This window comes from Sphingobacterium sp. UBA3549 (assembly GCF_002376635.1).
Lineage (GTDB): Bacteria > Bacteroidota > Bacteroidia > Sphingobacteriales > Sphingobacteriaceae > Sphingobacterium.
The window spans coordinates 86,051-109,561 of record NZ_DFOE01000007.1 but is presented as its reverse complement, the minus strand read 5'-3'; the positions used below and the strand labels follow the sequence as shown (position 1 = coordinate 109,561).

The 23,511-nt window shown below is 39.4% G+C and carries 26 protein-coding genes; 13 read left to right on the top strand and 13 right to left on the bottom strand.

Annotated features, from left to right (window positions below):
* Window positions 1-274: 274 nt before the first annotated feature.
* The 10 genes from lptC to B2W36_RS04550 all read right to left on the bottom strand — a co-directional run bounded on the left by lptC (window position 275) and on the right by B2W36_RS04550 (window position 9,322).
* Window positions 275-904 carry an LPS export ABC transporter periplasmic protein LptC gene (gene lptC / locus B2W36_RS04595; protein WP_209578768.1) on the bottom strand — a complete coding sequence of 210 codons (630 nt, stop codon included), beginning with the start codon at window positions 902-904 and terminating at the stop codon, window positions 275-277.
* Between the two features lie 4 nt (window positions 905-908).
* Window positions 909-2,234, bottom strand: a complete 1,326-nt coding sequence (locus B2W36_RS04590) for a hypothetical protein (protein ID WP_293879498.1) — start codon at window positions 2,232-2,234, stop codon at window positions 909-911.
* A 175-nt stretch (window positions 2,235-2,409) separates the two neighbouring features.
* On the bottom strand, window positions 2,410-3,393 hold the full coding sequence (locus B2W36_RS04585; RefSeq protein ID WP_209578721.1) for a DUF6427 family protein: 984 nt from the start codon (window positions 3,391-3,393) through the stop codon (window positions 2,410-2,412).
* 18 nt (window positions 3,394-3,411) lie between these two features.
* A complete protein-coding gene (locus B2W36_RS04580; protein WP_293879500.1) occupies window positions 3,412-3,621 on the bottom strand; it encodes a CcmD family protein in 210 nt (69 codons plus the stop codon).
* A gap of 86 nt (window positions 3,622-3,707) precedes the next feature.
* Window positions 3,708-4,373, bottom strand: a complete 666-nt coding sequence (ccsA, locus tag B2W36_RS04575; RefSeq protein ID WP_293886570.1) for a cytochrome c biogenesis protein CcsA — start codon at window positions 4,371-4,373, stop codon at window positions 3,708-3,710.
* 37 nt (window positions 4,374-4,410) lie between these two features.
* Window positions 4,411-5,070, bottom strand: a complete 660-nt coding sequence (locus B2W36_RS04570; RefSeq protein WP_293879501.1) for a heme exporter protein CcmB — start codon at window positions 5,068-5,070, stop codon at window positions 4,411-4,413.
* A 78-nt stretch (window positions 5,071-5,148) separates the two neighbouring features.
* Window positions 5,149-5,547 carry a hypothetical protein gene (locus B2W36_RS04565; RefSeq protein ID WP_293879502.1) on the bottom strand — a complete coding sequence of 133 codons (399 nt, stop codon included), beginning with the start codon at window positions 5,545-5,547 and terminating at the stop codon, window positions 5,149-5,151.
* Between the two features lie 103 nt (window positions 5,548-5,650).
* Window positions 5,651-7,486, bottom strand: coding sequence for an ABC transporter ATP-binding protein (locus tag B2W36_RS04560; protein ID WP_293879503.1), 1,836 nt, complete (start codon window positions 7,484-7,486; stop codon window positions 5,651-5,653).
* A gap of 158 nt (window positions 7,487-7,644) precedes the next feature.
* Window positions 7,645-8,196 carry a hypothetical protein gene (locus tag B2W36_RS04555; protein WP_293879504.1) on the bottom strand — a complete coding sequence of 184 codons (552 nt, stop codon included), beginning with the start codon at window positions 8,194-8,196 and terminating at the stop codon, window positions 7,645-7,647.
* A 328-nt stretch (window positions 8,197-8,524) separates the two neighbouring features.
* On the bottom strand, window positions 8,525-9,322 hold the full coding sequence (locus tag B2W36_RS04550) for an SAM hydrolase/SAM-dependent halogenase family protein (protein WP_209578714.1): 798 nt from the start codon (window positions 9,320-9,322) through the stop codon (window positions 8,525-8,527).
* A gap of 351 nt (window positions 9,323-9,673) precedes the next feature.
* Between B2W36_RS04550 and B2W36_RS04545 the strand changes: the two genes are divergently transcribed.
* The 13 genes from B2W36_RS04545 (at window position 9,674) to B2W36_RS04485 (ending at window position 21,318) form a co-directional block, all read left to right on the top strand.
* Complete coding sequence (locus B2W36_RS04545) at window positions 9,674-10,639, top strand: PhoH family protein (RefSeq protein ID WP_293879505.1); 966 nt, start codon at window positions 9,674-9,676, stop codon at window positions 10,637-10,639.
* A 148-nt stretch (window positions 10,640-10,787) separates the two neighbouring features.
* Window positions 10,788-11,738, top strand: a complete 951-nt coding sequence (locus B2W36_RS04540) for a phosphoribosylaminoimidazolesuccinocarboxamide synthase (protein ID WP_293879658.1) — start codon at window positions 10,788-10,790, stop codon at window positions 11,736-11,738.
* A 33-nt stretch (window positions 11,739-11,771) separates the two neighbouring features.
* The gene (locus tag B2W36_RS04535; protein ID WP_209578711.1) at window positions 11,772-12,152 is read left to right on the top strand and encodes an STAS domain-containing protein; all 381 of its coding nucleotides are present in this window, start codon (window positions 11,772-11,774) and stop codon (window positions 12,150-12,152) included.
* A gap of 1 nt (window position 12,153) precedes the next feature.
* Complete coding sequence (locus tag B2W36_RS04530; RefSeq protein ID WP_293886573.1) at window positions 12,154-13,065, top strand: ribonuclease Z; 912 nt, start codon at window positions 12,154-12,156, stop codon at window positions 13,063-13,065.
* Window positions 13,066-13,147: 82 nt separating this feature from the next.
* On the top strand, window positions 13,148-14,206 hold the full coding sequence (hisC, locus tag B2W36_RS04525) for a histidinol-phosphate transaminase (RefSeq protein ID WP_293886569.1): 1,059 nt from the start codon (window positions 13,148-13,150) through the stop codon (window positions 14,204-14,206).
* Window positions 14,207-14,210: 4 nt separating this feature from the next.
* Window positions 14,211-15,350 carry a bifunctional histidinol-phosphatase/imidazoleglycerol-phosphate dehydratase HisB gene (gene hisB, locus B2W36_RS04520; protein WP_293886568.1) on the top strand — a complete coding sequence of 380 codons (1,140 nt, stop codon included), beginning with the start codon at window positions 14,211-14,213 and terminating at the stop codon, window positions 15,348-15,350.
* A 1-nt stretch (window position 15,351) separates the two neighbouring features.
* Complete coding sequence (hisH, locus tag B2W36_RS04515; RefSeq protein WP_293886567.1) at window positions 15,352-15,942, top strand: imidazole glycerol phosphate synthase subunit HisH; 591 nt, start codon at window positions 15,352-15,354, stop codon at window positions 15,940-15,942.
* A 21-nt stretch (window positions 15,943-15,963) separates the two neighbouring features.
* The gene (locus B2W36_RS04510; protein WP_209578707.1) at window positions 15,964-16,716 is read left to right on the top strand and encodes a HisA/HisF-related TIM barrel protein; all 753 of its coding nucleotides are present in this window, start codon (window positions 15,964-15,966) and stop codon (window positions 16,714-16,716) included.
* A gap of 1 nt (window position 16,717) precedes the next feature.
* Window positions 16,718-17,470, top strand: coding sequence for an imidazole glycerol phosphate synthase subunit HisF (hisF, locus tag B2W36_RS04505; protein ID WP_293886566.1), 753 nt, complete (start codon window positions 16,718-16,720; stop codon window positions 17,468-17,470).
* Window positions 17,471-17,593: 123 nt separating this feature from the next.
* Window positions 17,594-18,178 (top strand): bifunctional phosphoribosyl-AMP cyclohydrolase/phosphoribosyl-ATP diphosphatase HisIE, encoded by a 585-nt coding sequence (gene hisIE, locus B2W36_RS04500; protein WP_293886565.1) that lies wholly within the window; start codon window positions 17,594-17,596, stop codon window positions 18,176-18,178.
* 258 nt (window positions 18,179-18,436) lie between these two features.
* The gene (locus B2W36_RS04495) at window positions 18,437-19,339 is read left to right on the top strand and encodes a WD40 repeat domain-containing protein (RefSeq protein WP_293886564.1); all 903 of its coding nucleotides are present in this window, start codon (window positions 18,437-18,439) and stop codon (window positions 19,337-19,339) included.
* A 124-nt stretch (window positions 19,340-19,463) separates the two neighbouring features.
* On the top strand, window positions 19,464-20,684 hold the full coding sequence (locus tag B2W36_RS04490) for an LVIVD repeat-containing protein (protein ID WP_293886563.1): 1,221 nt from the start codon (window positions 19,464-19,466) through the stop codon (window positions 20,682-20,684).
* A gap of 31 nt (window positions 20,685-20,715) precedes the next feature.
* Entirely contained in the window at window positions 20,716-21,318 is a 603-nt protein-coding gene (locus B2W36_RS04485) for a hypothetical protein (protein ID WP_293879515.1), read from the top strand.
* A 134-nt stretch (window positions 21,319-21,452) separates the two neighbouring features.
* Here the strand turns inward: B2W36_RS04485 and B2W36_RS04480 are convergent, their stop codons facing one another.
* The 3 genes from B2W36_RS04480 to B2W36_RS04470 all read right to left on the bottom strand — a co-directional run bounded on the left by B2W36_RS04480 (window position 21,453) and on the right by B2W36_RS04470 (window position 23,469).
* On the bottom strand, window positions 21,453-21,929 hold the full coding sequence (locus B2W36_RS04480) for a GAF domain-containing protein (RefSeq protein WP_293886562.1): 477 nt from the start codon (window positions 21,927-21,929) through the stop codon (window positions 21,453-21,455).
* Window positions 21,930-22,185: 256 nt separating this feature from the next.
* Window positions 22,186-22,308, bottom strand: a complete 123-nt coding sequence (locus B2W36_RS04475; protein ID WP_293886561.1) for a hypothetical protein — start codon at window positions 22,306-22,308, stop codon at window positions 22,186-22,188.
* A gap of 177 nt (window positions 22,309-22,485) precedes the next feature.
* Entirely contained in the window at window positions 22,486-23,469 is a 984-nt protein-coding gene (locus tag B2W36_RS04470; protein ID WP_293886560.1) for a hypothetical protein, read from the bottom strand.
* Between the last annotated feature and the right edge of the window lie 42 nt (window positions 23,470-23,511).

Sequence of the window (23,511 nt, the reverse complement as noted above, 5' to 3'; positions counted from 1 at the left end):
TTTATATTGTGTAAATACTTGTAATTCGTTAATTTATGCATAGCATAGCAAAATGCGGTGCAAGATACAATTTTTATAAAAAAAAATGGAATATTTTCCTGAATGTAGCAAAACAAATTTGAAAAATAATTGTATAAACTGAAGTTTTCTGTTCTCTTTTAGTTCAAATCATTCGTTTTGAATAACTTAATCGTATAAATAAACAGTCTGGGGCCATTGTATCAGATCCATGGCTACTTTTAAACCAGGAATCTGGTTTATGACCCACGATGAGCTATTTACCTAGTGAAGGGAACAGATTGTTGTTGGTAATAATGGTGTAACCAGTGGCATTGGCTATATTGACATGTTTGAAATCTTTGTCTGATGTAAATGATGACCCCTGTAAATTACCCCGATTATCGCGAAAGAAAGCCGTTATCGGCACGTGATTATAAAAGATCCTGTTGCTGTTGCTATCAACTTGACTTTCGTCATAGATGATCTCTTCAGTTTTGATGATCGATCCGTCAGCCATAGTTACTACAACGTTTTTTGTGAAAGTGGTCGTCTTTTCTTTTTCCCTACGAATGGCGTGGTCGGAGGTGATGCGTTGAGTTTCCTTTAAATTGTCATCGTAAAAGATGATTTTTATGCTTTTGGGAAATTCATATACTTCGGTACTATCGTGTTTGATACGCATTTCAGGCGCGGTAAGATTGGCTTTTACCCGGGTCGAATCGCTGTAGATGATGTCTACATGACGTGAGATGTCGACCGCCTCTTCCTTTTTCATGTTGGCAATCCGGTCGACCTCTTTTAAATCAGGTTCGCACGAAGTCAATGAGAGCGCCCCTAGTAAAGATACGATTACTAGGGGCGATATATTTTGGATTATGGTCGAAGCAAATGTCTTGCGTACCATCGGATTAATCAAATTGTGTTCTTCTAAACCAGCGGTCATTTAAGGTAAAGCCTATATTAAAGTTAATATAACGTTCACGTAAGAGGCTATTGCTGATTTTGCCCATTTGTCCAAATTCTGCCGAAAAGTTTATTTTAGAGAAAGCTCCCGAAAATTGATTTCTGGCAAATGGGAAACCAACACCAACAGTAACAGCCATATCGTTGATATTTTGGTTACTTAAGAAATATTGTGTTTTGTTATATCTAAAGCCAAGTCGATAATCTACTCGGTTCAAATACTTAAGCGAGGTGACATCGGGCGTAATTTGACCCCCAATCGCTACGCCGTAATTCTTGCGGAGCTCATTTTCTCCTTTTCTAGTCTGAAATCTCGACCAATCTGCGTATTTAAAATCAGCACCAACCAACCAGCGGTTGCTACGCGCAAGCGTGATACCAACATTATGCTTCAGCGGAAGGGTCAAATGTCTGCTACTGCGGTCAGAAATAAAGGTGCTATCCAACGGGATATTTTGGTTGTCCGGATCAGAAGAAGGTGTAGTTCTCGTATTAAATATTGTTGTTCTCTCTTTAATATCATTATTTAATGAACCAGAGTAACCAAAGGTCAGTGAGTATTCCTTATTTAACGGTTGCTCGTATTGTAAACCATAATCAAAGATAATACCTTGTATTTCGCGTTTATTCTGTTGCTGGGTATTCAATGCCCCCGATGAAGGGAGAAATTCTACACGGCTATAATCATTTAAGGTTCCAAATAGATAAGACATGTTGGCACCGATACTCAGGCCTTTCACGATGCGTACCCCCCAACCAGCATAGGCTTTTGTTAAACCACCTTCGCCGGTGAAAACTTTCGTGTAAGGATCAGCATTTACAGTTCCTGTTGAAGATGTCCGATAACCAATATCAGAGTAGGGAAGAATACCCAAACTGATTCCTCCAAATCGTTTCATGGGGAAAGTCATGGTGATATGGCTAAAGGCAAAGTCAGCCGTGTTATCTGATCGGGTTGTCGAATTTAATTGCGTGTAATTGCCATATAAACCAGCATCAAAGGTGGTAAACTGTGTGGCAGAGTAAGATGCAGGATTGCTCGGGTTGGTGTTGTATACGCCATTGATTCTTCGGATAGCGGTATTCACGCCCCCCATACCTCTATATTGTGGCAATAAATCCTCTCGCATCTGACCAAGTCCAAATTGAGAGTAGGGTGATGCGGATGTCGTTTTTTGGGCAAATGCGGTAGTAGAACTAGCTAAAATTCCCCCTGCTAACAACAGTTGGAGTGATTTATTTTTTAGAGAGCTTGTAAAGCGTTTCTGCATGGTCAATCTATAAAATTGAGAAACTAATGTTTATTTAGTTTTAGTGAAATTTTCGAGTTATTTGACTCTGATATTAAATGTTTTTTGCTTTTAATCGCATACAAAACTATTCAATTTTTGCGAGCTTGTTAAGCCGATTTTGTTAAAAAAGGTTAAACGCTTATTGTACAGTAGCTTAGAAAAACTGAAAGTAGATTATAGTGAGGGTTATAATGGCGTATACGACCTCAAAAAACCATTTCTTTTTGGCATAAGTGAAATAGTACGCCATATAGATGGCGATAGAAGGTGCACAAAGTAAAAAATGGGCCTCTGTTAGTTTTTTATTCCAGTAGAACGAGACTACCGCCAGGCATAACATAAAGAACAACAATTGAAATGACTTGCGAATATGCACGACACTTTTAAAAAAGTTGTCTTTTAAGACCATTAAGAAGAGTATTAAAGTAAAGATGACCGGCACGAGTACCAGATAGTCAACTAATTGAATACGGATAGCCGTAGGAAATTTGTACGTAAACGGCAGCCAAATCGTATAAAACTGCTCCATTTTGCCCATCCAAAGATAGATTACCGCCAAGATAAAATACACCGTGGCCAAGCCAAGGAGTGGGGTAATCCATTCGCGCCAGTTGAACGGCCTAAAAATGAGTAAACCTATCCACAATAAGCCAAACATACTCAAGAATGGAAAGTAGACCAAGCTTCCGATGCCTACGATCATGCCAAGATCGAACATTTCCGCTTTAACATCCGTCTGCCGATAGAGGGAGAGCAACTTGCTTAACATCCATATCGAAATAAAATTACAGATCAGCGTTGGAGACAGCACCAAAAATGGTAAAAACAAGCTGGCCAGTGTCATGTACATCAAAGCGACCAAAAAGCTAGGTTTCCCTAGTAAGTTAAAATGGCTTGTGATGCGATTGAGTATTGTCGCCTGGAAGATCGTCAAGATCAGCGTGATAAAAACATTGGTGGCAGGAGAAAGGTTGATTAAGTTGTTTTCTCCCAATAGATTGCCCAATGCAGGTTCAAAAATTACAGAGTCAAGTTTATCCGGAAGGTGCAAAAATATCCCTAAACATAGCACAAAGCCTACGAGCGATAGAAATAAAATATTAATGGGTGAATAATTCCTAAACTGACTGATAATCATGGTGTTGATAAATATGTGCTATTTATTCTTTTTTTCCAATTTGCTAATGCGGCGGTCAAGCAAAAAAAGGAAGAAAGCCAAGCCAAGAAAAATGACCAACATGACCAATACTACGACGTAGATCTTTCCTTCGCTACGCAATCCGGTCGCCATATCGACATCTTCTTGCGCAAATGTACTCAGGGTAGAAAACATGAGTAAGACGATTGACAATACTATTTTTTTCATTTCTATTTCTATATATTATTATTCGTCATGTTGTCCATTTTTATGCGCAACATGACAGGTGTTTGATGAATACAAATTTTTGATACTTATGCGCCTAATTCTTGCTTTCTCTCTAATAAACGCATCCTATAGCGCATTGTACAGATCCAGGTCGCTATCAAAATCCATCCAATAACAGAACCGTAGAACGTCGGGCGCAATTCATTACTCATCTGAAGATCAGCAAATGTTCCATTCCCCCCACTACCTGGATGTAGGGAATCTGTCAGTTTAGGTAAGATATAGATGAGTACAATGATAATCGGAAAGGCAAAAATATTATATACTGCAGAAATCTTCGCTCTTTTTTGTTCTTCTTCCAAGGCATTTCGGAGAACAAGGTAAGCGAGATACATCAATGTTGCGATCGCAGAGCCATTCAGTTTCGGGTCGTTTGGCCACGGTTCACCCCAGGTGATATTTGCCCATAGCATACCCGTCGCAAGTCCCAAGAAGCAGAACGTAATACCCGTGTTTACAGCCTCTATAGCCATTAAATCGTATGCTTGTTTTCCAGTATTAAGGTATTTAATGCTGTATACTACAGAAACGAAATACATCGAAATCATAGCAAACCACATCGGAACATGAAAATAGACATTACGGATGCTTTCGTGTAGGATAAATAGACGGGGAACAGGGCCTAAAAGACCATTGATAATAACACCACAGATAATCAATACTGCTAATACTTTCCACCATTTTTTTCTCATGGTTATATTGAATTTAGTTTGTCGTCAATGCTCATATTTAATCTCGCCAAAGGTACGGAAATAACAACAAAGAAATAGTGATCGTGATTACATTAATTGCAAGTAATACGATTATTTCTTTACTGCTTGAAGCTCTTTCCAAACCTTCTATTGCATTGCGTGATAGCTTTATTAATACGATTAATAGCGGGATAATTGCCGGGAAACTAAGTATTGCCATTAGCGTACTGTTATTTCCTGCTTTAGCGCTAATTCCAGAAATCATGGTAAATACAGTTGAAAAGCTAATGCTGCCGAGCATGACCGATAAGAAGTAGAGTATCGGGTCACCGATGGGATTTTTAAATATGGTTGAATATACAAAATAAGCGATGGTGGCTAATAGCGTCATCACGATGGTATTGTAGATGATTTTTGCTAAAATGATCGCTCGAGGATCAACAAGTGAATAATAGTAGAGTTGCCGATTGGGGTTTTCTTGGACGAAGCTTTTGTTGATTGCATTGATCGAAGCGAAGAGCATAATGATCCAAAATAATGCGTTCCAAGTAGTCGTATCAACTGATTTAAATGCTTGATAGCAGACGAAAACAGTTGATACGACATATAGTAGAATTCCGTTAATAGCATATTTCGAACGCCATTCCAGAATGATGTCTTTAAGAATTAAAGTTTTTACTTGTTGCATCAACGTCATAGGCAGCAAAGATACAAATGTATTTTAACCGCGAGAGTGATCAACAACATCAATTCCTAAAAAAGACGTTATTTTTACTTATACGTTAGAAATTTTGGACTTCGCAGCGTCAGTTGTATCATCGATTTTGCCTGCCAAGTTTTGAGCTGCGCTGTTGGCGTGTTCCAAAGCTTCTCTGCCTGCTTCTTTCGCTTTGTTTTTCAGTGCATCTGCATCTTCTGTAGCTTTGCTAAAGGCAGCCTGAGCTTTCGATTTTAAATTATCTAATTCGGACGAAGCTTTATTAGCTAGTTTTTGCGCTTTTTTAGCTTCTTTCTTAGAAAGATCTTTCAATGATTTAGTTAAGCTCTTGATGCCATCATTTGCACGATCTAATTGTTTTTTTCCATCGTCAGTTCCTAAAAGATACCATGCAGCAGCTCCCGCAGCTAATCCTACCAAAGCAAATGCCACTAATCCATTTTTGCTATTTTTCATAATTCTTCTATTTTGTTATATATTCAAATGATAATCAAGTATGATACCAAATGAACAATCACAAGGTGATTTTGTTTAAAAAGAATCAATAATTAACAAAATTTTACATATCAATCTTTTGCTGTTTCGATTGGAGGTTGTAGAGGTGTTGATAGAGGCCGCTTTCTTTTTGGAGCAGTTCAAAGTGAGTGCCGCTTTCCGATACGATGCCGTTTTCGATAACGATAATTTTATCAGCATCGATAATGGTAGATAATCTATGAGCAATGATAATCGAAGTACGTCCGCGCATTAATTCTTCCAATGCCTCTTGTACCTGGCGCTCGGACTCAGAATCTAATGATGAAGTCGCCTCGTCTAAGATAAGAATGGCCGGATCTTTTAACAGCGCGCGGGCAATGGCAATACGCTGGCGCTGCCCGCCAGAGAGTTTTACGCCACGTTCGCCAACGAGCGTGTTATAGCCTTCAGGAAAATTTAAGATAAATTGATGTGCATTGGCACGTTTAGCAGCGGCTATAATTTCATCTTCTGAGGCATCGAGCTTGCCATACGCAATATTTTCGCGTATAGTACCTCCAAACAGCAATACATCCTGCGGTACAATAGCGACTTGATTACGGATATCGCATAATTCAAAATCGGATGCTGGTCTGTCGTCGTAGCAGACTTCACCTGTATTAACCGTGTAGAATTGTAAGATTAATGAAGCGATTGTTGATTTTCCTGTTCCACTGGGGCCGACTATGGCAATCTTATCCCCTGCATTGGCCGTAAAATTGATGTCTTTTAGAATTTCAATATCGGGACGACTTGGGTATGCAAAGGAAACATGATTGAAGCTTAGTTTGCCGGTCATTACTTCGTGAACTTCTTTACAAGTCGGTTTCACATTGAGGTTTTCTTGAGGCTCATCCAGAATTTCCAAAATGCGTTCACTTGCCCCTAAGGAGCGTTGGATATTGGCATAGAGTTCAGGAAAACTGCCCATGGATCCTGCAACAAACATCGAATATAAAATGTAGGTCGTCAGATCGCCGACAGTCATTTCGTGGATAGCAACTAGTGCCGCTCCATACCATATAACGGCGATTACTGCACCAAAAATACAGAAGATAATAAAGGAAGCAAATGCACCACGAAAGGTTGCACCTTTAACAGCAAGTTTGACAACAGAATCCATCTGTCTGCTATAACGGTTAAACTCGAAGTATTCATTGACAAAAGCCTTCACATTGCTGATCCCTAATAAAGTCTCCTGAACGATACTATTTGATTCAGCCATTTTGTCTTGGGCCTGTCTCGATAGTTCGCGGATAAACTTTCCAAAGATGATAGCCGCCACCACAATGATCGGTAAAATACAAAGGTTCATAAGAGCAAGTTTGGGAGATACCCAAACCAATAGAAAAACACCAAAACAAAGACTGATCAACTGCCTTAGAATTTCAGCTAGTGTGGTGGTCAGGGTATCCTGGATCTGCGAAAGATCTGCAGACAGACGGCTGTTTAATTCCCCAACACGACGGTTGGCAAAAAATTCGATCGGTAATGAAATCAGTTTTAGATAAGTATCCTTGCGAAGGGCAGCCAATGTACGTTCTGCAATTTCAACAAAAATACGGATGCGAAAAAAAGAAACGACTGACAGAAAAGATAATATAATAAATGCAATGCCACCAATGTAATATACTTCTGGAGGAAGCCAGAGATATTTTTGCTTACCTTGAGCAGCATCGATCATAGCCCCAAGCAGCGCCGGGAACGCTAACATGGCTAAACTGGATAATACCAAGAAAAACATCCCTATTCCAAATTTAAACCGATAAGGTTTTAAATAGGTCATTAGTTTTGCAGCTCTCAACAGGAGCTCCTTATTCAATTTTGGTTTTGGTAGATCCTCTTCTTGTTTATTACCGCTGTTGAATCCTCTTGCCATATCCGCTACTTCAAATTTTGTTGCGAGGACAAATGTAACGAGATTAAAAACAATTTGCTATCATACTATAGTCAATTTTTAGCATCAAGGTGACTTTTTAATACCTTAAGGGCTGTTTGACTTGTTGGCTATTATGTTGAGACTGGTATTCGCCTATTTTATCCTATATTTTGTTGTTTTGCAGCGGCGTGTTTTGCTTTGGCCGTGTAGAGTAGATAGCCTAAAACCCCGATCACAACTAAAGCAATATAAAGGAGAATATTGCTTAGGCCTCCGTTACCCGATGTTTTGTCAACTTGGCTACGCAATTTTTCGTTTTCTTTCTGAAGCTTGCTTATGGTGCCGATATAAGCAGAAACCTGTTTATCATAATCTGTTGCCAGCTGCTGAAATTTATCTTTCTCAAAATCTTTTATTTTAAGAAGTTTTTGTGTTTCGAGAAAGATGTTATTATCGGTAATCACAATATCTTTAAGAATGTCGATACTCTTTTGCATATCTCCTTTTGATTTAAATAGACCAAAAAGACCCGTTTTTTGGGTAAGACTGGTGTCATAAGCACCAAATTTTTGTTGCCGGGCATTGAGTAGCTCATTGACATGGTTCCGCTGTACTTCGTAAGCGCTGGAATCTGGATTGGTTTGAGCATTGACTTGTTTAAGGAAGCCGGATAGAATGGTGAACAGAAAAAGTAATTTTAGCGATCTCATGTATGTTTAACAATTTTTATAATCAAATATCTAATTTAAAACTAACGTTTGCCGTAAGATTTTGTTTTATTATCGTGTTGTCATCAGATAGTAGCTCACTTCGCCCTTCGTTCGCCATCTATTCGCCCTTTGTTCGGAAATTGTCTACCTCTTGGTCACCTCTCGTCCACCTTGCGCCCACTGATTTTCCACCTAATTAGTGGGCGCAAGGTGGACAATCAGTGGGCGCGGAGTGGAGCGGCCCCGAATGAGAAGCGAAGCAGGTGCGAACAATTAGCGAAGCAATTGCCAGTAAATGATGACTGTGGGTTGAAGTTTGATAATTGTTTTACAGTACGGAATCTTTGAATTCTATGCGAATTACGTTGGAGTCATCGTCATGAAGTCCAAGGAGCTGGCTTGCATTGCCTTTATTGATGGCGATTTCAAGATAGTTGGAAATGCCAAATAAGCAAAGTTTTTCTCCTTCACCTACTTCGTTGTAGTGCCAGGAAAGGTTGGTGATGGTCTCATTGCGTTTGAAGTAAAGTACAAAATGCCGACCTTTCTGTACCTTATTGAATAAATCTTTGGAGATGTTGGTGATGGCATTGCCAAAGGCATCCACATAAATGACATTGCCTCGGATCATATCTTTGTCAAAGATGGGCTGCAAAGTCACTTTTTCAATCAGCTGTTGCATTGGCGTTCCGACATCTTTCAGTTTTCCGCCTTTGGCGATGTGACAGGCAGATTTAGATAGAATGTCTGCTAGTGGAAAATGTAGATACCGCAAATCCTGCATTAAGTTGAGTTCGTAGAGTTCTTGTGGTTCATTGCCATTCAACAATAGACTGAAGATACCGTTGTCGGCTCCAACGAAATAGTGATCATTATATTTCATGCCGATATACCTGGATTCTTCATGAAATAAGGTGTTGATCCCGATGATGTGGACAGTTCCTTTGGGGAAATAATGATAAGCATTGCCCAATACAAATGCGGCTCGAGGGATATTAAATGCTGGGATCTCATGAGTAATATCAACAATATTGGCATCAGATAACTGCGTTAAAAGACTCCCTTTTAGCGCAGCTTGATAAAAATCTTTATGTCCTAAGTCTGTTGTTAATGTAATTACTGCCATTATAATCTAAATCCTAGATTGAATTGCTGTCGAATTCCCGTAAAATATACCCCGTAATTTATTTAAATAGAGAACAAAATTACTATTTATCAGGTGATTTGTAAAGCTAATTGGAGAACTTATTTTGATTATCTTTTTTTTCGGTTGATATACACCTACATAGCGGATATTTCACGTATATTGAAATGTTTACAACATAGACATTGCCCTCCAAATACGCATTCTTATTCTCGTTGTTTGTACGCGCTATATTCTTGGTGGTTTCGTTAGAATACGTTAATTTTGAATAGTGTTATACAGGAATGATATTGTGTAATGGCTACAATCTAATTAATTCTAAATAGATAAAATTTGAACGAATTACTAATTGCATTAGATGGTCTGAATTTGCCCGTATTGTGGGGAGCAGACAATGAGCACTTCGATTATTTGAAGAAGCAATTCCCAAAACTGCGGATTGTAGCTCGCGGAAGTGAAATGAAGGTGCTAGGAGATGCGAAGGAATTGGACCTGTTTGAACACTCTTTTCAGGAAGTCGTGGCTCATTTGGAGAAATTTAACAACATTACCTTGTTGGATTTTGAAAATCTGCTGGGTGCAAGCGCAGGTTCTGCCGCTCAACAGGAAAAAGAACTCGCTTCCAAAAATGCTGCTTTTGGTTCCGAACCAATCGTATACGGCCCTAATGGCCTGATTGTACGTGCACGCACCGCCAACCAGCGGAAGATGGTAGATAGTATTTCCAAAAATGACATCTTATTTGCTATCGGACCTGCAGGAACGGGAAAAACCTATACTGCAGTTGCTTTGGCTGTTAGGGCACTCCGAAATAAAGAAATCAAAAGGATCATCTTGACGCGGCCAGCCGTTGAGGCGGGAGAGAATTTGGGATTTCTACCGGGCGATCTAAAGGAAAAAGTAGATCCTTATTTGAGGCCCCTTTATGATGCCTTGGATGATATGATTCCTGCCGAAAAGCTCAAAGGTTATTTAGAAAACCGCACCATCGAGGTTGCGCCATTGGCGTTTATGCGGGGACGTACGCTCGACAATTGTTTTGTCATTTTGGATGAAGCTCAGAATGCAACAGATATGCAGTTGAAGATGTTTTTAACGCGGATGGGACCTACGGCTAAATTTATTGTTACTGGTGATATGACACAAGTGGATTTGCCGAAGAAAAATCAGTCTGGATTGTCAACAGCGATTCGCTTATTAGACAATATCGAAGGGATAGATATTGTTCACCTCAGCGGCGGAGATGTGGTACGGCATAAATTGGTGCGTCGCATATTAGAAGCATATGGCGATATTTAATAGGCGAATGCGGAAAGTAAGGTGTTGTTCCCTCTAGAAACAAATGAGTACAGCGGGCTCATAAAATAAATGCTGTATGATCCTGCCTGGCATGAAAGTGCCATTTGCGGATTATAATAATTATTTACAGGTGTATTTTACTTTGAACATGAATGCTATAAAAGAAACAAATTTCAATTTTGAAAACCAGACTGCTTTTTACAGAGGAAAGGTACGTGATGTGTATACAATTGCCAATACGTATTTGGCGATGGTAGCTTCCGACCGTATTTCAGCATTCGATGTGGTGCTTCCACGTCCTATTCCGTATAAAGGGCAAGTTCTGAATCAAATTGCAGCCAAATTTTTAAAGGCTACTGCTGATATTATTCCAAATTGGGTGGTATCTGTTCCGGATCCAAGTGTGACAATCGGCCAAATGTGTGAACCGTTTAAAGTGGAAATGGTTATCCGTGGTTATTTATCAGGCCATGCCTGGCGTGAATATGCGGCAGGTAAACGTGAAGTTTGTGGTGAATCATTGCCAGAAGGGTTAAAGGAAAACGACAAGTTGCCGGAACCTATTATTACGCCGACAACTAAGGCAGCGGTCGGCCACGATGAGGACATCTCACGTGCTGATATTTTGAATAAGGGTATCGTAAGTGAAGAAGATTATGTTCAGCTAGAAAAATATACGAAAGCTTTATTCCAAAGAGGAACCGAAATTGCCGCACAACGGGGGTTAATATTGGTGGATACAAAATATGAGTTTGGTAAAAAAGATGGTCAAATCGTGTTGATTGACGAAATTCATACACCCGATTCTTCGCGTTATTTTTATGCCGAAGGTTATCAAGAACGCCAAGATCAAAATGAGCCACAAAAGCAATTATCGAAGGAGTTTGTTCGGAAATGGTTAATCGAAAACGGTTTTCAAGGAAAAGACGGTCAGGCTGTTCCGGAAATGACGGATGAAATTGTAGCTTCGATTTCTGAGCGTTATATTGAACTATACGAACATATTGTTGGAGAAAAGTTTGTTTACCCAGATCAAGAAAATGTACTTGAACGAGTAGAAAGAAATGTGTCAAACGCCTTAAAAACGCTAAATTATTAGTACATTGTATCCTCAAATAAAGGAGATCACCTCATGAAGTATACCATTGATAAACACGATCGCTATATTGTCATAGAACCACATGTCGATGTGATAGATGCGGATAATGCAGCCAAACTCAAAGGAGAGTTCTTGTTGCGGAATACGATTGGACAACGAAATATTGTGCTGGATATGATTCATGTTAAGAAAACAGACGAAGTTGGCATCCGGTTAGGAGTACTAGCACATCGGTTGTGTCAATCGGTTGGTGGCATATTTATTCTTGTGAATCTTTGTCCTACATTAATGGATATGGTTCGTGTATCACATTTAGATAAATCGCTAAAGATTGCACCATCATTAAAGGTTGCTGAAGATTTAATCTTTGCGCATGAACTGGAATCTGAATATCGGGGGACAATTGAGGATTAAAATGAAGTTTGAAGTTCTGATATTAGGAAATAGCTCGGCAACGCCCATGTTTGATCGTCATCCGACTAGCCAGGTGTTGAACTTTAATGAGCAATTGTTTTTGATCGATTGCGGAGAAGGCACACAGATGCAGCTCAGTAGGTATGGTATCAAGAGCAATCGTATCGGACATATATTTATTAGCCATTTACATGGAGATCATTATTTGGGCTTGGTGGGTTTGCTATCATCCATGCATCTTGTCGGCAGAAAAAGTGATCTCCATCTGTATGGTCCTGCCGCGTTAAAAGAAATTTTAGATTTACAATTTCTACATTCTGAGACAATTTTACGCTACAATCTTGTTTTTCATCCAATTTCACCCGAGGCGCCGGGTGTTATTTTTGAAAATAGGACACTAAAGGTGAGTACATTCCCGCTGAAACATCGAATTGCCTGTACGGGATTTCGCTTTGATGAGGGGCCGCGGGCAAGAACTTTGCTCGCCGATGTGGTACAAGCCTTGAATATTCCTACAGTATATTATCCTATGATAAAAAAGGGTATGGATTATGTCGACGAAAGCGGTAAAGTATATGCTGCAGATGATCTAAGTCTTCCTGCACCACTGTCGCGAAGCTATGTCTATTGTTCGGACACGGTACGTACAGCAGACTATCTCCCTTTTGTTCAGAAAGCAAATCTCATGTATCATGAGTCTACATTCTTACATGATATGGTTGATCGTGCTAAAGAAACATTTCATACAACAGCCTTTGAAGCCGGCGAGATAGCGAAAGAAACCCATGCCAAAAAGTTGCTTTTGGGGCATTACTCAGCACGATATAGAGATTTACATCCATTATTGGAAGAAGCGAGGTCGGTATTTCCCAATACTGAGCTTTCGATAGAGGGGAAATGGTTTTCAGTATAAATAAGCGCTCCGATGAATAATTGCTTATTATATTGCATATGATGAACAATTTATCTAAGTTTACGGCTCTAATTTTTTTATAATGGATAATCCATTCAACTTAAACAACCTATTACGGGAAAATATTAAGAAGCTCGTACCTTATTCATCCGCAAGAGATGAATTTAAAGGGGAGGCATCCATATTGATCGATGCCAATGAAAATCCTTTTGGATCCCCACTAAGCCATGATTACAACCGATACCCAGACCCTCTCCAACATCAAGTTAAAACAAAGCTTTCTAAAATAAAAGGCGTACCCGCAGAAAATATCTTTTTGGGAAATGGAAGCGATGAAGCAATTGATATTTTATATCGTGCTTTTTGTACGCCAGGTGTGGATAATGTGATTTTAGTTCCACCAACCTATGGTATGTATGAAGTTTCAGCCAACATCAATGATGTAGCCTGCAGGAAAGTCAACCTCACGGCAGATTATCAATTGGATTTGGAGGGTATCGCCAATGCGATAGATGAACATACCAAGTTAATTTTTATCTGTTCACCAAACAATCCGACAGGAAATTCAATCCGTCGCCAGGATATCGAAACAATTTTAACTAATTTTCAGGGGTTGGTGATTGTGGACGAAGCTTATATCAATTTTTCCGCTGTAAAATCATTTACACAGGAACTGGCAGAATACCCCAATTTAGTCGTGTTGCAGACATTGTCCAAAGCCTGGGGCTTAGCAGCCTTACGCTTGGGTATGGCTTTTGCGAGTAAAGAGGTAATCGCTGTTTTTAATAAAATAAAACCTCCATATAACATTAACCAGGCCACGCAAGATATCGTTTTACAAGCATTGGATCAAGTAGATCAAGTGAACGACTGGATCAAAGAAACCGTAGCGGAGCGTGAAAAACTCGTGCGCGCATTGCTTGAACTGGACTTTGTGCAGCATATCACACCTTCCGATGCTAACTTTATTTTGGTCAAAATGGATCAACCTCGGGACGTTTACAATTACTTGGTTCAATATGGAATCATCGTGAGGGATCGATCTAAAGTCGAATTATGTGAGGGATGTTTGCGGATCACTGTCGGCACACCGGCTGAAAATCAAACATTGTTAGAAAAACTTAATCAAATCAATAAATAATACTATGCCTGATAACTTAAAACGTGTACTGTTTATAGACCGAGACGGAACATTAATTTTGGAACCAGAAGATGAACAAATCGATTCTTTTGCCAAATTAAAATTCTATCCCGGTGCCTTGCAGTATCTGCCACGTATCGCAAAGGAACTGGATTTCGAATTGATCTTGGTTTCCAACCAAGATGGTTTAGGAACTTCTTCCCATCCGGAAGAGAATTTCTGGCCAGTCCATCATTTTGTGCTGGATACGTTTGCAGGGGAAGGGGTGGTATTTGCCAAAGAGCATATCGATAAAACTTTTCCACATGAAAATGCGGACACGCGTAAACCGGGGATCGGCATGCTGGGGGAGTATTTTGATGCATCAAGATATGATTTGAGCCAATCTTTTGTTATTGGTGATCGTGTAAACGATGTTAAACTAGCTCAAAATCTTGGGGCTAAGGCGATCTGGCTCCGTGCCAATGATCAATTAGGTGCATTGGAAAACTTAGCGATCGATTCAACTGTTATAGCTTTAGAAACAACAGATTGGAAGAGCGTATATGAATTTCTTAAATTGGGCACGCGTACCGCCGAACATCATCGTAAGACCAATGAAACAGATATTTTCATTCATTTGAACTTGGATGGTTCAGGAAAGTCTGACATGGATACAGGATTGCCATTTTTTGACCATATGTTGGATCAATTGGCTCGGCATGGGGCATTAGACTTGACGATAAAAGCAAAAGGGGATCTTCATATTGACGAACATCATACCATAGAAGATACAGGTATCGCTTTGGGTGAGGTATTTTTGAAAGCCCTTGGTGATAAGCGAGGTATTGAACGTTATTCTTATACGTTGCCGATGGATGATTGTCTGGCTCAGGTTGCATTGGATTTTGGTGGTCGCAACTGGATTGTATGGGATGCAGTTTTTAAACGGGAAAAAATTGGAGATATGCCTACAGAGATGTTTTTTCATTTCTTTAAATCTTTTTCGGACGCTTCGCGATCGAATTTAAATATAAAAGCGGAAGGCGAAAATGAGCATCATAAGATCGAAGCAATCTTTAAAGCTTTTGCTAAATCCATCAAGAAAGCAGTGAGACGCGATGCTGATCACATGCAGTTGCCAAGTACGAAGGGAGTATTGTAAAATGATAGGAATTATTAATTATGGTGCGGGGAATATTTTTTCCTTAACAGCGGCCTTAGATCGGGTAGGACTCACCTATGGGATGATCAACTCGGCGGAGGAGATCGATCAGTACGATCGGATTATCATCCCAGGAGTTGGGCATGCGGGTGCAGCCATGGATAAATTGCAGGAGTCGGGACTCGTACCAGCTATCAAAGCGCTGCGTAAGCCGGTGTTGGGTATTTGTGTAGGAATGCAATTGCTAACTGACTTTTCAGAAGAGGGAAATGCAGAAATGTTAAAGTTAATTCCTTTGAAAACTCTTCATTTTGATAGCAAAATGGCTGGCAAAGTCCCACATATGGGGTGGAATAGCGTTGCTGTACAAGCAAATAATCCTTTATTTGCGCACATTCAAAATCAGACTTATTTTTATTTTGTCCACTCGTATTTCATTGAATTCGATGACAGGTATACCGCTGCAAAATGTGTCTATGGGCAGCCCTTTTCAGCGGCAATTTCCAAAGACAATTTCTTTGGTGTACAATTTCACCCCGAGAAATCCGGGAAAGCAGGTGAGCAATTATTGCTCAATTTTTCAACTATTTAAATTGACTAAAAACATTCAACTATGTATATCATTCCAGCAATAGACGTTTTGGACAAAAAGGTTGTCCGCCTGAGAGAAGGCAACTATGACGACGTCACAACGTATGCAATCAGCTTAGAAGAGCAGATCGAAAACTATCATGCAAATGGTACCGAGTTGGTTCATATCATTGATTTAAACGGAGCAAAAGGGGACTTCAGCAATCAGGCCTACCTATTTGATATTATCCAAAAAACGGAAATGAAAATTCAATATGGAGGTGGTGTTAGAAGTATAGAAAAGGTAAAGGAACTGGTCGATGCTGGTGTTTACCGTGTTATTGTAGGAACACAGGCGATTACAAATCCTTCTTTTCTGGAGGAACTGGCTACCTTGAACGAAGGGAAAGTGAAGTACGCGGATCACATTGTAATAGCAATCGACGTATTGGATGAAGTCATTAAATATTCTGGCTGGTTGGAAAGCTCGCCAATTAAATTGATCGAGTATATCGATAAATGTTTGGTATTGGGATTCTTTAGATTCCTATGTACGGATATCAGTAAAGATGGCAAATTGGGCGGTGCTGGTGTTGAGTTATATCAAAAACTATTGAACCATTCGCCGATTATCAAATTGATCGCGTCCGGCGGTATCAGTTCAATGAACGATATCCAAAAATTGCAGGAATTGGGTGGAGTAGAATCTGTGGTCGTTGGAAAGGCAATCTATGAAAATAGAATCTCGATCGATGAAATAAAAGATTGGAATTTAAAATCGTTAATCAGATTTTAGCATGCTTGCAAAACGTATAATTCCTTGTTTAGATGTTAAAGATGGACGAACTGTAAAAGGCGTCAATTTCGTAGACTTGCGTGATGCGGGTGATCCTGTTGAGCTAGCGTATGCGTATTCCCAACAGGGAGCTGATGAACTTGTTTTTTTAGATATCACAGCCACCCATGAAAGACGTAAAACAACGATTGAATTGGTAAAGGCCGTAGCCCGTCAAGTGAATATTCCATTTACAATCGGTGGGGGGATCAATGAAATCAAGGATGCAGAAATTTTATTAAATGCGGGTGCTGATAAGGTTTCCATCAATTCAGCCGCTGTACGTAATCCGGCTTTGATTAATGAAATGGCAGCTGCTTTTGGTGCTCAATTTGTCGTAGTAGCAGTAGATACGCGATCTATTGATGGACAAAATTTTGTGTACTTGAGCGGTGGACGGATAAAGACTGAGTTGAATACATCGGAATGGATCGTTGAGGCACAGGAGCGAGGAGCAGGAGAGATTTTGCTTACATCGATGGACCATGATGGTACAAAAAATGGCTTTGATAATGGCTTCTTAAAAACCATAAATGATCAGATCCATATTCCGCTTATAGCTTCTGGCGGTGCCGGTAATCAACAGCATTTCGTGGATGTTTTTCATCAAGCTCACGTAGATGCTGCTTTGGCGGCTTCTGTGTTCCATTATGGCGAAATATTGATTCCAGATCTTAAAGCCACGTTGCAGCGAAATGGAATTATCGTACGATAAAATCTAGGATGAAAGGTCAATCATCCAGTAGCAGCAAATTATAAATTTGCTGAATAATATCTTAAAATACAACATGGAGCCATGTCTCTTTGGAAAATAATTAAAAATTGAAATACTAAAATCATGTTAGATTTTACAAAAAGTGACGGTCTCGTTCCAGTGATTGTGCAGGACTTCCAAACGTTGGAAGTCTTGATGTTGGGCTATATGAATGAGGAAGCTTGGCAGAAGACTCAAGCAGAGAAACGTGTCACGTTTTTCTCCCGAAGCAAAAATCGCCTTTGGACAAAAGGCGAAGAGAGTGGTAACTTTTTGAATGTAAAAAGCATTCATATTGATTGCGATAAAGATACCGTTTTGATTAAAGCAGACCCGATTGGTCCGACTTGTCACACAGGGAGCAGAAGTTGTTTCAGTACAGACTTTAATCAAAATTTTCTGTTGGAGTTAGAGCGTATTGTCAACAATCGATATGCGCATCCGTCAGACGAATCTTATGTTAACCGCCTGCGTTCTCGTGGCATCAATAAGATTGCGCAAAAGGTGGGCGAGGAAGCCGTCGAAACAGTCATTGCAGCTTTGACCGAAACTGATACTGATTTTATCAATGAGACTTCAGACTTATTGTTTCATTTAATCGTATTGTTGCGGGAGAAAGGATTTTCTTTAGAAACAATAGCGAAAAATCTGGAAAGTAGACATCAATAGGTGTTTGGGCAATGGGATTGCCGTTGAACAAAATCCGAAGCGGTCAGCAGGCTTTAAGCTAAGATGACAAAAGAATCTTAAAAGTGCAGTATATTTGTGGATATACTGCACTTCTTGTTTCTACCGGCGAACAATTGGTATTGCTGTATTGATCGTTAGCGGATCACAGTTCAGTCGGCGGAAAATTTAATCCTACAGCATAAAAAATGGATATCAACTATGCGATCTGGATAGAGAAGGAGTTTTAGAGAAATTACTATGGATATTACATTAAAATCAACATTACCAGGACATCAAAACCCTATTTTTTGTGTAGAAAGAGGCTATCACCCGCACACTTTTTTTACCGCCGGTAACGACAAGGGTGTTGTGGAATGGGATATTGAAAACAATGCGTTTAAGCGTATTCTCTGTGCGGTAAGTTCATCGGTTTACGCTTTACGGATGATAGCGGGAACACCGATTCTGGCCATCGCATTGCGCGAAGGTAAGCTGCTTTTTGTACATGTAGAAGAGCAAAAGCTTGTAGCAAGCATACAACTAAGCACCAAAGCTATCTTTTCATTGGTCCATATGCCTTGGAAAAATGAACTGCTGGCGGCAGGTGAAGAAGGGACATTGTATGTCGTTAATTTGGAGACCTATAAAAATATTTACGAAAAACGTATATCCCCGACAACAATTCGGGCAATTGCAATCGATGAAGGACTTGGAAGAATAGCTTTGGCCGATAAAGATGGACAAGTTTATCTATTGGACAGTGCCGACTTTCATATGATTACTAATTCAAAATTGCATAGTATGCCCGCCACGTCTTTGGCTTTTATCGATAATAAATTGCTAAGTGGTGGACGGGATGCACAATTGGTGATTTCAGACCCAAATCAATTGACGAGTAATTTTTCCTTTGTACCTCATCTTTTTACCGTATACGGTATATATCCCCATCCTAAAGCGCCGATTTTTACAACCGTCAGTCGGGATAAATCGTTAAAATTCTGGTCAGCAGATGACTTTGCCTTATTGAAAAATATGAGTCGAGAGAAAATGCAGGATGGCCATCATTTATCTGTAAATGCGGGAGTATGGTCTGAAGATGGGAAATATTTCTTTAGTGTGAGCGATGACAAACTCGTTAAAGTCTGGGAATGTCATTTATAGAAGATTGACCCGGAAAAGCAAACTATCCAGGTAGAAAAAAAAGTATATATTGTTTGTAGCGAATTCATAAGTATATCGTTAACTATAGAGATTGTAAACTTAATTGACCTCATAGTTATATTTTATGAAAAGAATTTGGATTATCTTATTGAGTTGTATAGCGCTTGCGAGCTGTGATAAGATCGAAAGTAAGGGAATGTATCTGGCTCGCGTGCCAATATTTGAAACAATGGAAAGTATACGGGCTAAAGCGAATCCCGTAAGCGGCCCTACCGCTATTGTTCAAGCTGGAAAGATCTATATTTATCAAGATTATTTGTTAATCAATGAACCAGGGAAAGGTATTCATATCTTTAATAATGTAGATCCGTCAAAACCTCTGGCGATGGCGTTCTTAAGTATTCCTGGAAATGTGGATCTTGCGGTTCTGGATGGAAAGCTGTATGCTGATAGTTTTACAGATCTGTTGACCTTCGATCTGGAAAATCCAGCGTCACCCAAGTTATTGACACGAAATAAGGATGTGTTTAAGGTCTTGCTTGAAATGGATTACATCAATAATACTACAGATCGCATCATTACAGGATACCGAGATAGTCTTGTAAGCTATAGCCAAAAAGATAAATATTCACCCTATGACCGAAAAGATAATGTTTATTACGAGACCAATTCGGGATCGGGGCAGGGTGGATCTATGGCGCGATTTACCATTGCTAATAAACATTTATATGCTGTAGATCAAACGACATTACACCTTTTTAATGTACAGAATGCAAGTCAACCTGCCTATGTAAAGGACATCAAGATAGGCCCTGGTATCGAAACAATTTTTCCTTTTAAAAACAGCCTATTTATAGGCTCCAATACAGGCATGGTGATTTATGATATCACCACAGCATCGGCTCCCGTAGAGCTGTCGCGTTATTCGCATATTCGTGCTTGTGATCCTGTGGTAGTTAACGAGAAATATGCCTTTGTAACTTTGCGGGCTGGCGTAGTATGTGGTGGACAGCAGAATCTATTGGAAGTTATCGACATCCAAGACCTGACAAAACCGATGTTAAAAAATACCTTCACGTTGGAGAACCCCCATGGCTTGGCGCTCTCAGACCAAACCTTATATGTTTGTGAAGGAAAATTCGGATTGAAGTCATTCGATGCCAGTGATGTCAGCCAAATAGGCAATAAGCTTCTCGAAACTAAAAAAGAACTGACGAGCATAGATGTGATCGCCGGATCAAAATCACTAATCGTTGTTGCAGAAAAAGGTGTACATCAATATGATTATAGCAATAAAGCCAAACTGAAGGAATTGAGCATTATTCCTATTATTGGTTCCAATTAAAAAACGATTTCAAGAGCTTCATTATTCTGATATGAAAAGACTTTCGATTGCCATTTTGGCTCTTCTCGGGTATTTAACTGTTGATGCCCAAACAAAAAAATATACAAATCATAATGAATTTTCGGTTATTACTTATGGCCCTGCTTTTCTCGAATCTGGATTTGGCCTACATACATTCCATGGGGTGCAGCTCCATGAAAATATCGCTCTGGGCTTAAATACAGGGGTGGATAGGTATCCTGTAAACAATGAAGGATCAAAATGGTTTTTACCACTCTCAGCCAAAGTAAATTATGTAGAATTTCCTGACAGAAAGCGTAGTTTTTTCGCAGGATTGGATTTAGGCTATAGTTTTACTTCCTTGAATAAAAATGCAGTCGAGAACAATTTAAAATATGAATATCAGGGCGGCTTGCTGATAAACCCACAGCTGGGTTGGCGCTTTAAATTTAATAATTCGGCGAAATATTGGTCATTGGCAACAGGATATCGGTATCAACACTATAGCCGAAAGGACACGTATACACAACCCTCAGCAAGCTTACCAGAAATTGATATCTGGTATGGAAGAACACAAATAGATAAAAAATATGACCTGCACCGTTTTACTTTACAGGTCGGATTTGGTTTTTAGGTATCGATCAGATGTTTTTTTTTATTAACAGGTGTCGATTGCTTGAATTGTAAAAAAATAGCGTAAGTATACGGTTTGTTTTTCAAATCTAGTCCGATACTTATGCTATTTCATTCGTTGGTTGTGGCGTTTATCTATTTACTGTATAAAAGTTCGAGAATCTGCGTGAGATATTTCTCATCGACTTCATCAAAACTATTTAATTCACTGCTGTCAACGTCCAGCACACCGATAATCTGTCCCTGTTTAAAAACGGGTAGCACGATTTCGGATCGCGATAGTGAGCTACAGGCAATGTGTCCCGGAAATTGCTCCACATCAGGAACAATCAATGTTTTTTCTTGTGCCCAAGCTCCCCCGCACACACCACGACCTTTCTTGATACGCGTGCATGCGACGGGTCCCTGAAATGGACCTAATACCAGCTCATCTGCATCTATAAGATAGAATCCAACCCAGAAAAAATTGAACTGTTCCTTCAGCGCGGCGGCTATGTTGGCCAGATTGGCGATTTGATTGGATTCGCCAGTCAATAATCCTTCAATCTGAGGAAGTAAATTTTGATATTGTTCTACTTTGCTACCTTTAGCTATTTGTAAATCCTCTGCCATAAAAATCTGTGTAAAAAAATAATCATGCATTTGCTATGAGGACTATACTTCCAAACATGCTTTGCTTGCCCAGAAAGCTACAGTACATGTCATGTCTCAACCTGCATGAAATGAAAAAGCACTAATACGCTGTTCAAAGTTAAGAGAATATTAGCGCTTTCGCATCAGGCAAATGTTAATATTTCTTTGTGTTGATAATGTTTACCCGAATGTAGTCGCATCTTTTACCGAAAGGGGTTACACCAATAATCGTCAGCTAAAGACTTACCTCTTTACCATTGATGATAACAGGCGGATGATATTCATCATACAATTTGTAATTTTCTAATATTTTTGAAGTTCCATCCTGCATTTGCCTATTATAATGTTCAGTATACATAATCTTTGCGTCTGTATGATTTGGAGCAACCAGATTCGCAATAAAATCAGCTTTAACCTGATATCCCCCTTGGTTATGCTCTATCCCTTTAATATTGCGCCGGGATAAATATTGAGTCCCATTGATTAATCTGTAATGGTAAACATTTGGGATTTTAAAATTCTATTTATTTGAAGACTAACTACCAAGTGGCATTCCATTACTTATTGCCCATTTTCGGCTTCTCTTCTCTTTTAACTGCCCCTTTTCATCATAGATATTATAACTAGCACTTACCACATTATTCTGAATATTATAATCAGTAATTTTTATAGAATAATCTGCCGGAATATTATTTGTCTCCTTTAGGTTATCTCGCCAGATCACAGCCTGCTTTCCAGCCCATTTATCCTCGACACTGGTGACTATTTGCATCCGACCTACATAGCCGTCATTTAAGAACAGCATATATTCATAGTTGTTAATAGGAATATTCCATAAATTACCAGAAGGATAGTAAGCATCAGAAGCATCTATATCCTTCGTATAACGAATGGAAAAATCTCGCTCATAACAGACCAGCTGCGTGCCCCGCTGCCCAAGCCCCATAAAACCGCCACCCCGGTTAAGGTCTTTATCCGTCCCTTCCCTAACTAGCAAAGAATTTCCATACCATTGGACTAGAGCATCGTCGCGACCAACGTAGGCCCAGTCTAAAGGTTCTTCTACCTTATACTTTTTAGTGTAAAATTTCTTCCTGTCTAGATCGATATTTGCCAGAAGCTGTACATATGTTTTTTGAAGTTCAAAACCATCAAGAAATATTTTTAGTGATAGGGTGGCATTATTACTATTGATGTATCTATTTGGAGCAACTAAATAAAAAATCAAATTGCGCATGTCACTAGGTATTTCAGTAGAATCAATAGTCGGGAAAACTTCTGAAAAGATCGTCTTCCCATCCTTATTATCGACTCTAATCTCTAATGTATTGTCCAGTGTATTAACCACATAGTATTGATTCCCCACACTGTCAGTTTTAGCTTGGGTTCTCCACTTTTCATTTTTCTTCTCAGGAACATCTGGAGTATCTTTCTTACATGAGAATAAGAAGCATGCCATTAGTAAATATACACTTAAAATCCCTAAACTCTTTTCTCTATATGTTGTATTCGTCATCATAAAATATATTTAATGGTCAATTCTAAACGTCGAGTTATCTTT

Excerpts from the sequence above, each read along its gene's own strand:
- B2W36_RS04535 (WP_209578711.1), top strand. The coding sequence starts at position 11,772 with ATGAAGTATACCATTGATAAACACGATCGCTATATTGTCATAGAACCA.
- B2W36_RS04540 (WP_293879658.1), top strand. The coding sequence starts at position 10,788 with ATGAATGCTATAAAAGAAACAAATTTCAATTTTGAAAACCAGACTGCT.
- lptC (WP_209578768.1), bottom strand. The coding sequence starts at position 904 with ATGGTACGCAAGACATTTGCTTCGACCATAATCCAAAATATATCGCCC.
- B2W36_RS04580 (WP_293879500.1), bottom strand. The coding sequence starts at position 3,621 with ATGAAAAAAATAGTATTGTCAATCGTCTTACTCATGTTTTCTACCCTG.
- B2W36_RS04530 (WP_293886573.1), top strand. The coding sequence starts at position 12,154 with ATGAAGTTTGAAGTTCTGATATTAGGAAATAGCTCGGCAACGCCCATG.
- B2W36_RS04585 (WP_209578721.1), bottom strand. The coding sequence starts at position 3,393 with ATGATTATCAGTCAGTTTAGGAATTATTCACCCATTAATATTTTATTT.
- B2W36_RS04485 (WP_293879515.1), top strand. The coding sequence starts at position 20,716 with ATGAAAAGACTTTCGATTGCCATTTTGGCTCTTCTCGGGTATTTAACT.
- B2W36_RS04510 (WP_209578707.1), top strand. The coding sequence starts at position 15,964 with ATGTATATCATTCCAGCAATAGACGTTTTGGACAAAAAGGTTGTCCGC.
- ccsA (WP_293886570.1), bottom strand. The coding sequence starts at position 4,373 with ATGAGAAAAAAATGGTGGAAAGTATTAGCAGTATTGATTATCTGTGGT.
- B2W36_RS04560 (WP_293879503.1), bottom strand. The coding sequence starts at position 7,486 with ATGGCAAGAGGATTCAACAGCGGTAATAAACAAGAAGAGGATCTACCA.
- hisH (WP_293886567.1), top strand. The coding sequence starts at position 15,352 with ATGATAGGAATTATTAATTATGGTGCGGGGAATATTTTTTCCTTAACA.
- B2W36_RS04590 (WP_293879498.1), bottom strand. The coding sequence starts at position 2,234 with ATGCAGAAACGCTTTACAAGCTCTCTAAAAAATAAATCACTCCAACTG.
- hisIE (WP_293886565.1), top strand. The coding sequence starts at position 17,594 with ATGTTAGATTTTACAAAAAGTGACGGTCTCGTTCCAGTGATTGTGCAG.
- hisC (WP_293886569.1), top strand. The coding sequence starts at position 13,148 with ATGGATAATCCATTCAACTTAAACAACCTATTACGGGAAAATATTAAG.
- B2W36_RS04475 (WP_293886561.1), bottom strand. The coding sequence starts at position 22,308 with ATGTATACTGAACATTATAATAGGCAAATGCAGGATGGAACTTCAAAA.
- B2W36_RS04570 (WP_293879501.1), bottom strand. The coding sequence starts at position 5,070 with ATGACGTTGATGCAACAAGTAAAAACTTTAATTCTTAAAGACATCATT.
- hisB (WP_293886568.1), top strand. The coding sequence starts at position 14,211 with ATGCCTGATAACTTAAAACGTGTACTGTTTATAGACCGAGACGGAACA.
- B2W36_RS04470 (WP_293886560.1), bottom strand. The coding sequence starts at position 23,469 with ATGATGACGAATACAACATATAGAGAAAAGAGTTTAGGGATTTTAAGT.
- hisF (WP_293886566.1), top strand. The coding sequence starts at position 16,718 with ATGCTTGCAAAACGTATAATTCCTTGTTTAGATGTTAAAGATGGACGA.
- B2W36_RS04495 (WP_293886564.1), top strand. The coding sequence starts at position 18,437 with ATGGATATTACATTAAAATCAACATTACCAGGACATCAAAACCCTATT.
- B2W36_RS04555 (WP_293879504.1), bottom strand. The coding sequence starts at position 8,196 with ATGAGATCGCTAAAATTACTTTTTCTGTTCACCATTCTATCCGGCTTC.
- B2W36_RS04550 (WP_209578714.1), bottom strand. The coding sequence starts at position 9,322 with ATGGCAGTAATTACATTAACAACAGACTTAGGACATAAAGATTTTTAT.
- B2W36_RS04565 (WP_293879502.1), bottom strand. The coding sequence starts at position 5,547 with ATGAAAAATAGCAAAAATGGATTAGTGGCATTTGCTTTGGTAGGATTA.
- B2W36_RS04490 (WP_293886563.1), top strand. The coding sequence starts at position 19,464 with ATGAAAAGAATTTGGATTATCTTATTGAGTTGTATAGCGCTTGCGAGC.
- B2W36_RS04480 (WP_293886562.1), bottom strand. The coding sequence starts at position 21,929 with ATGGCAGAGGATTTACAAATAGCTAAAGGTAGCAAAGTAGAACAATAT.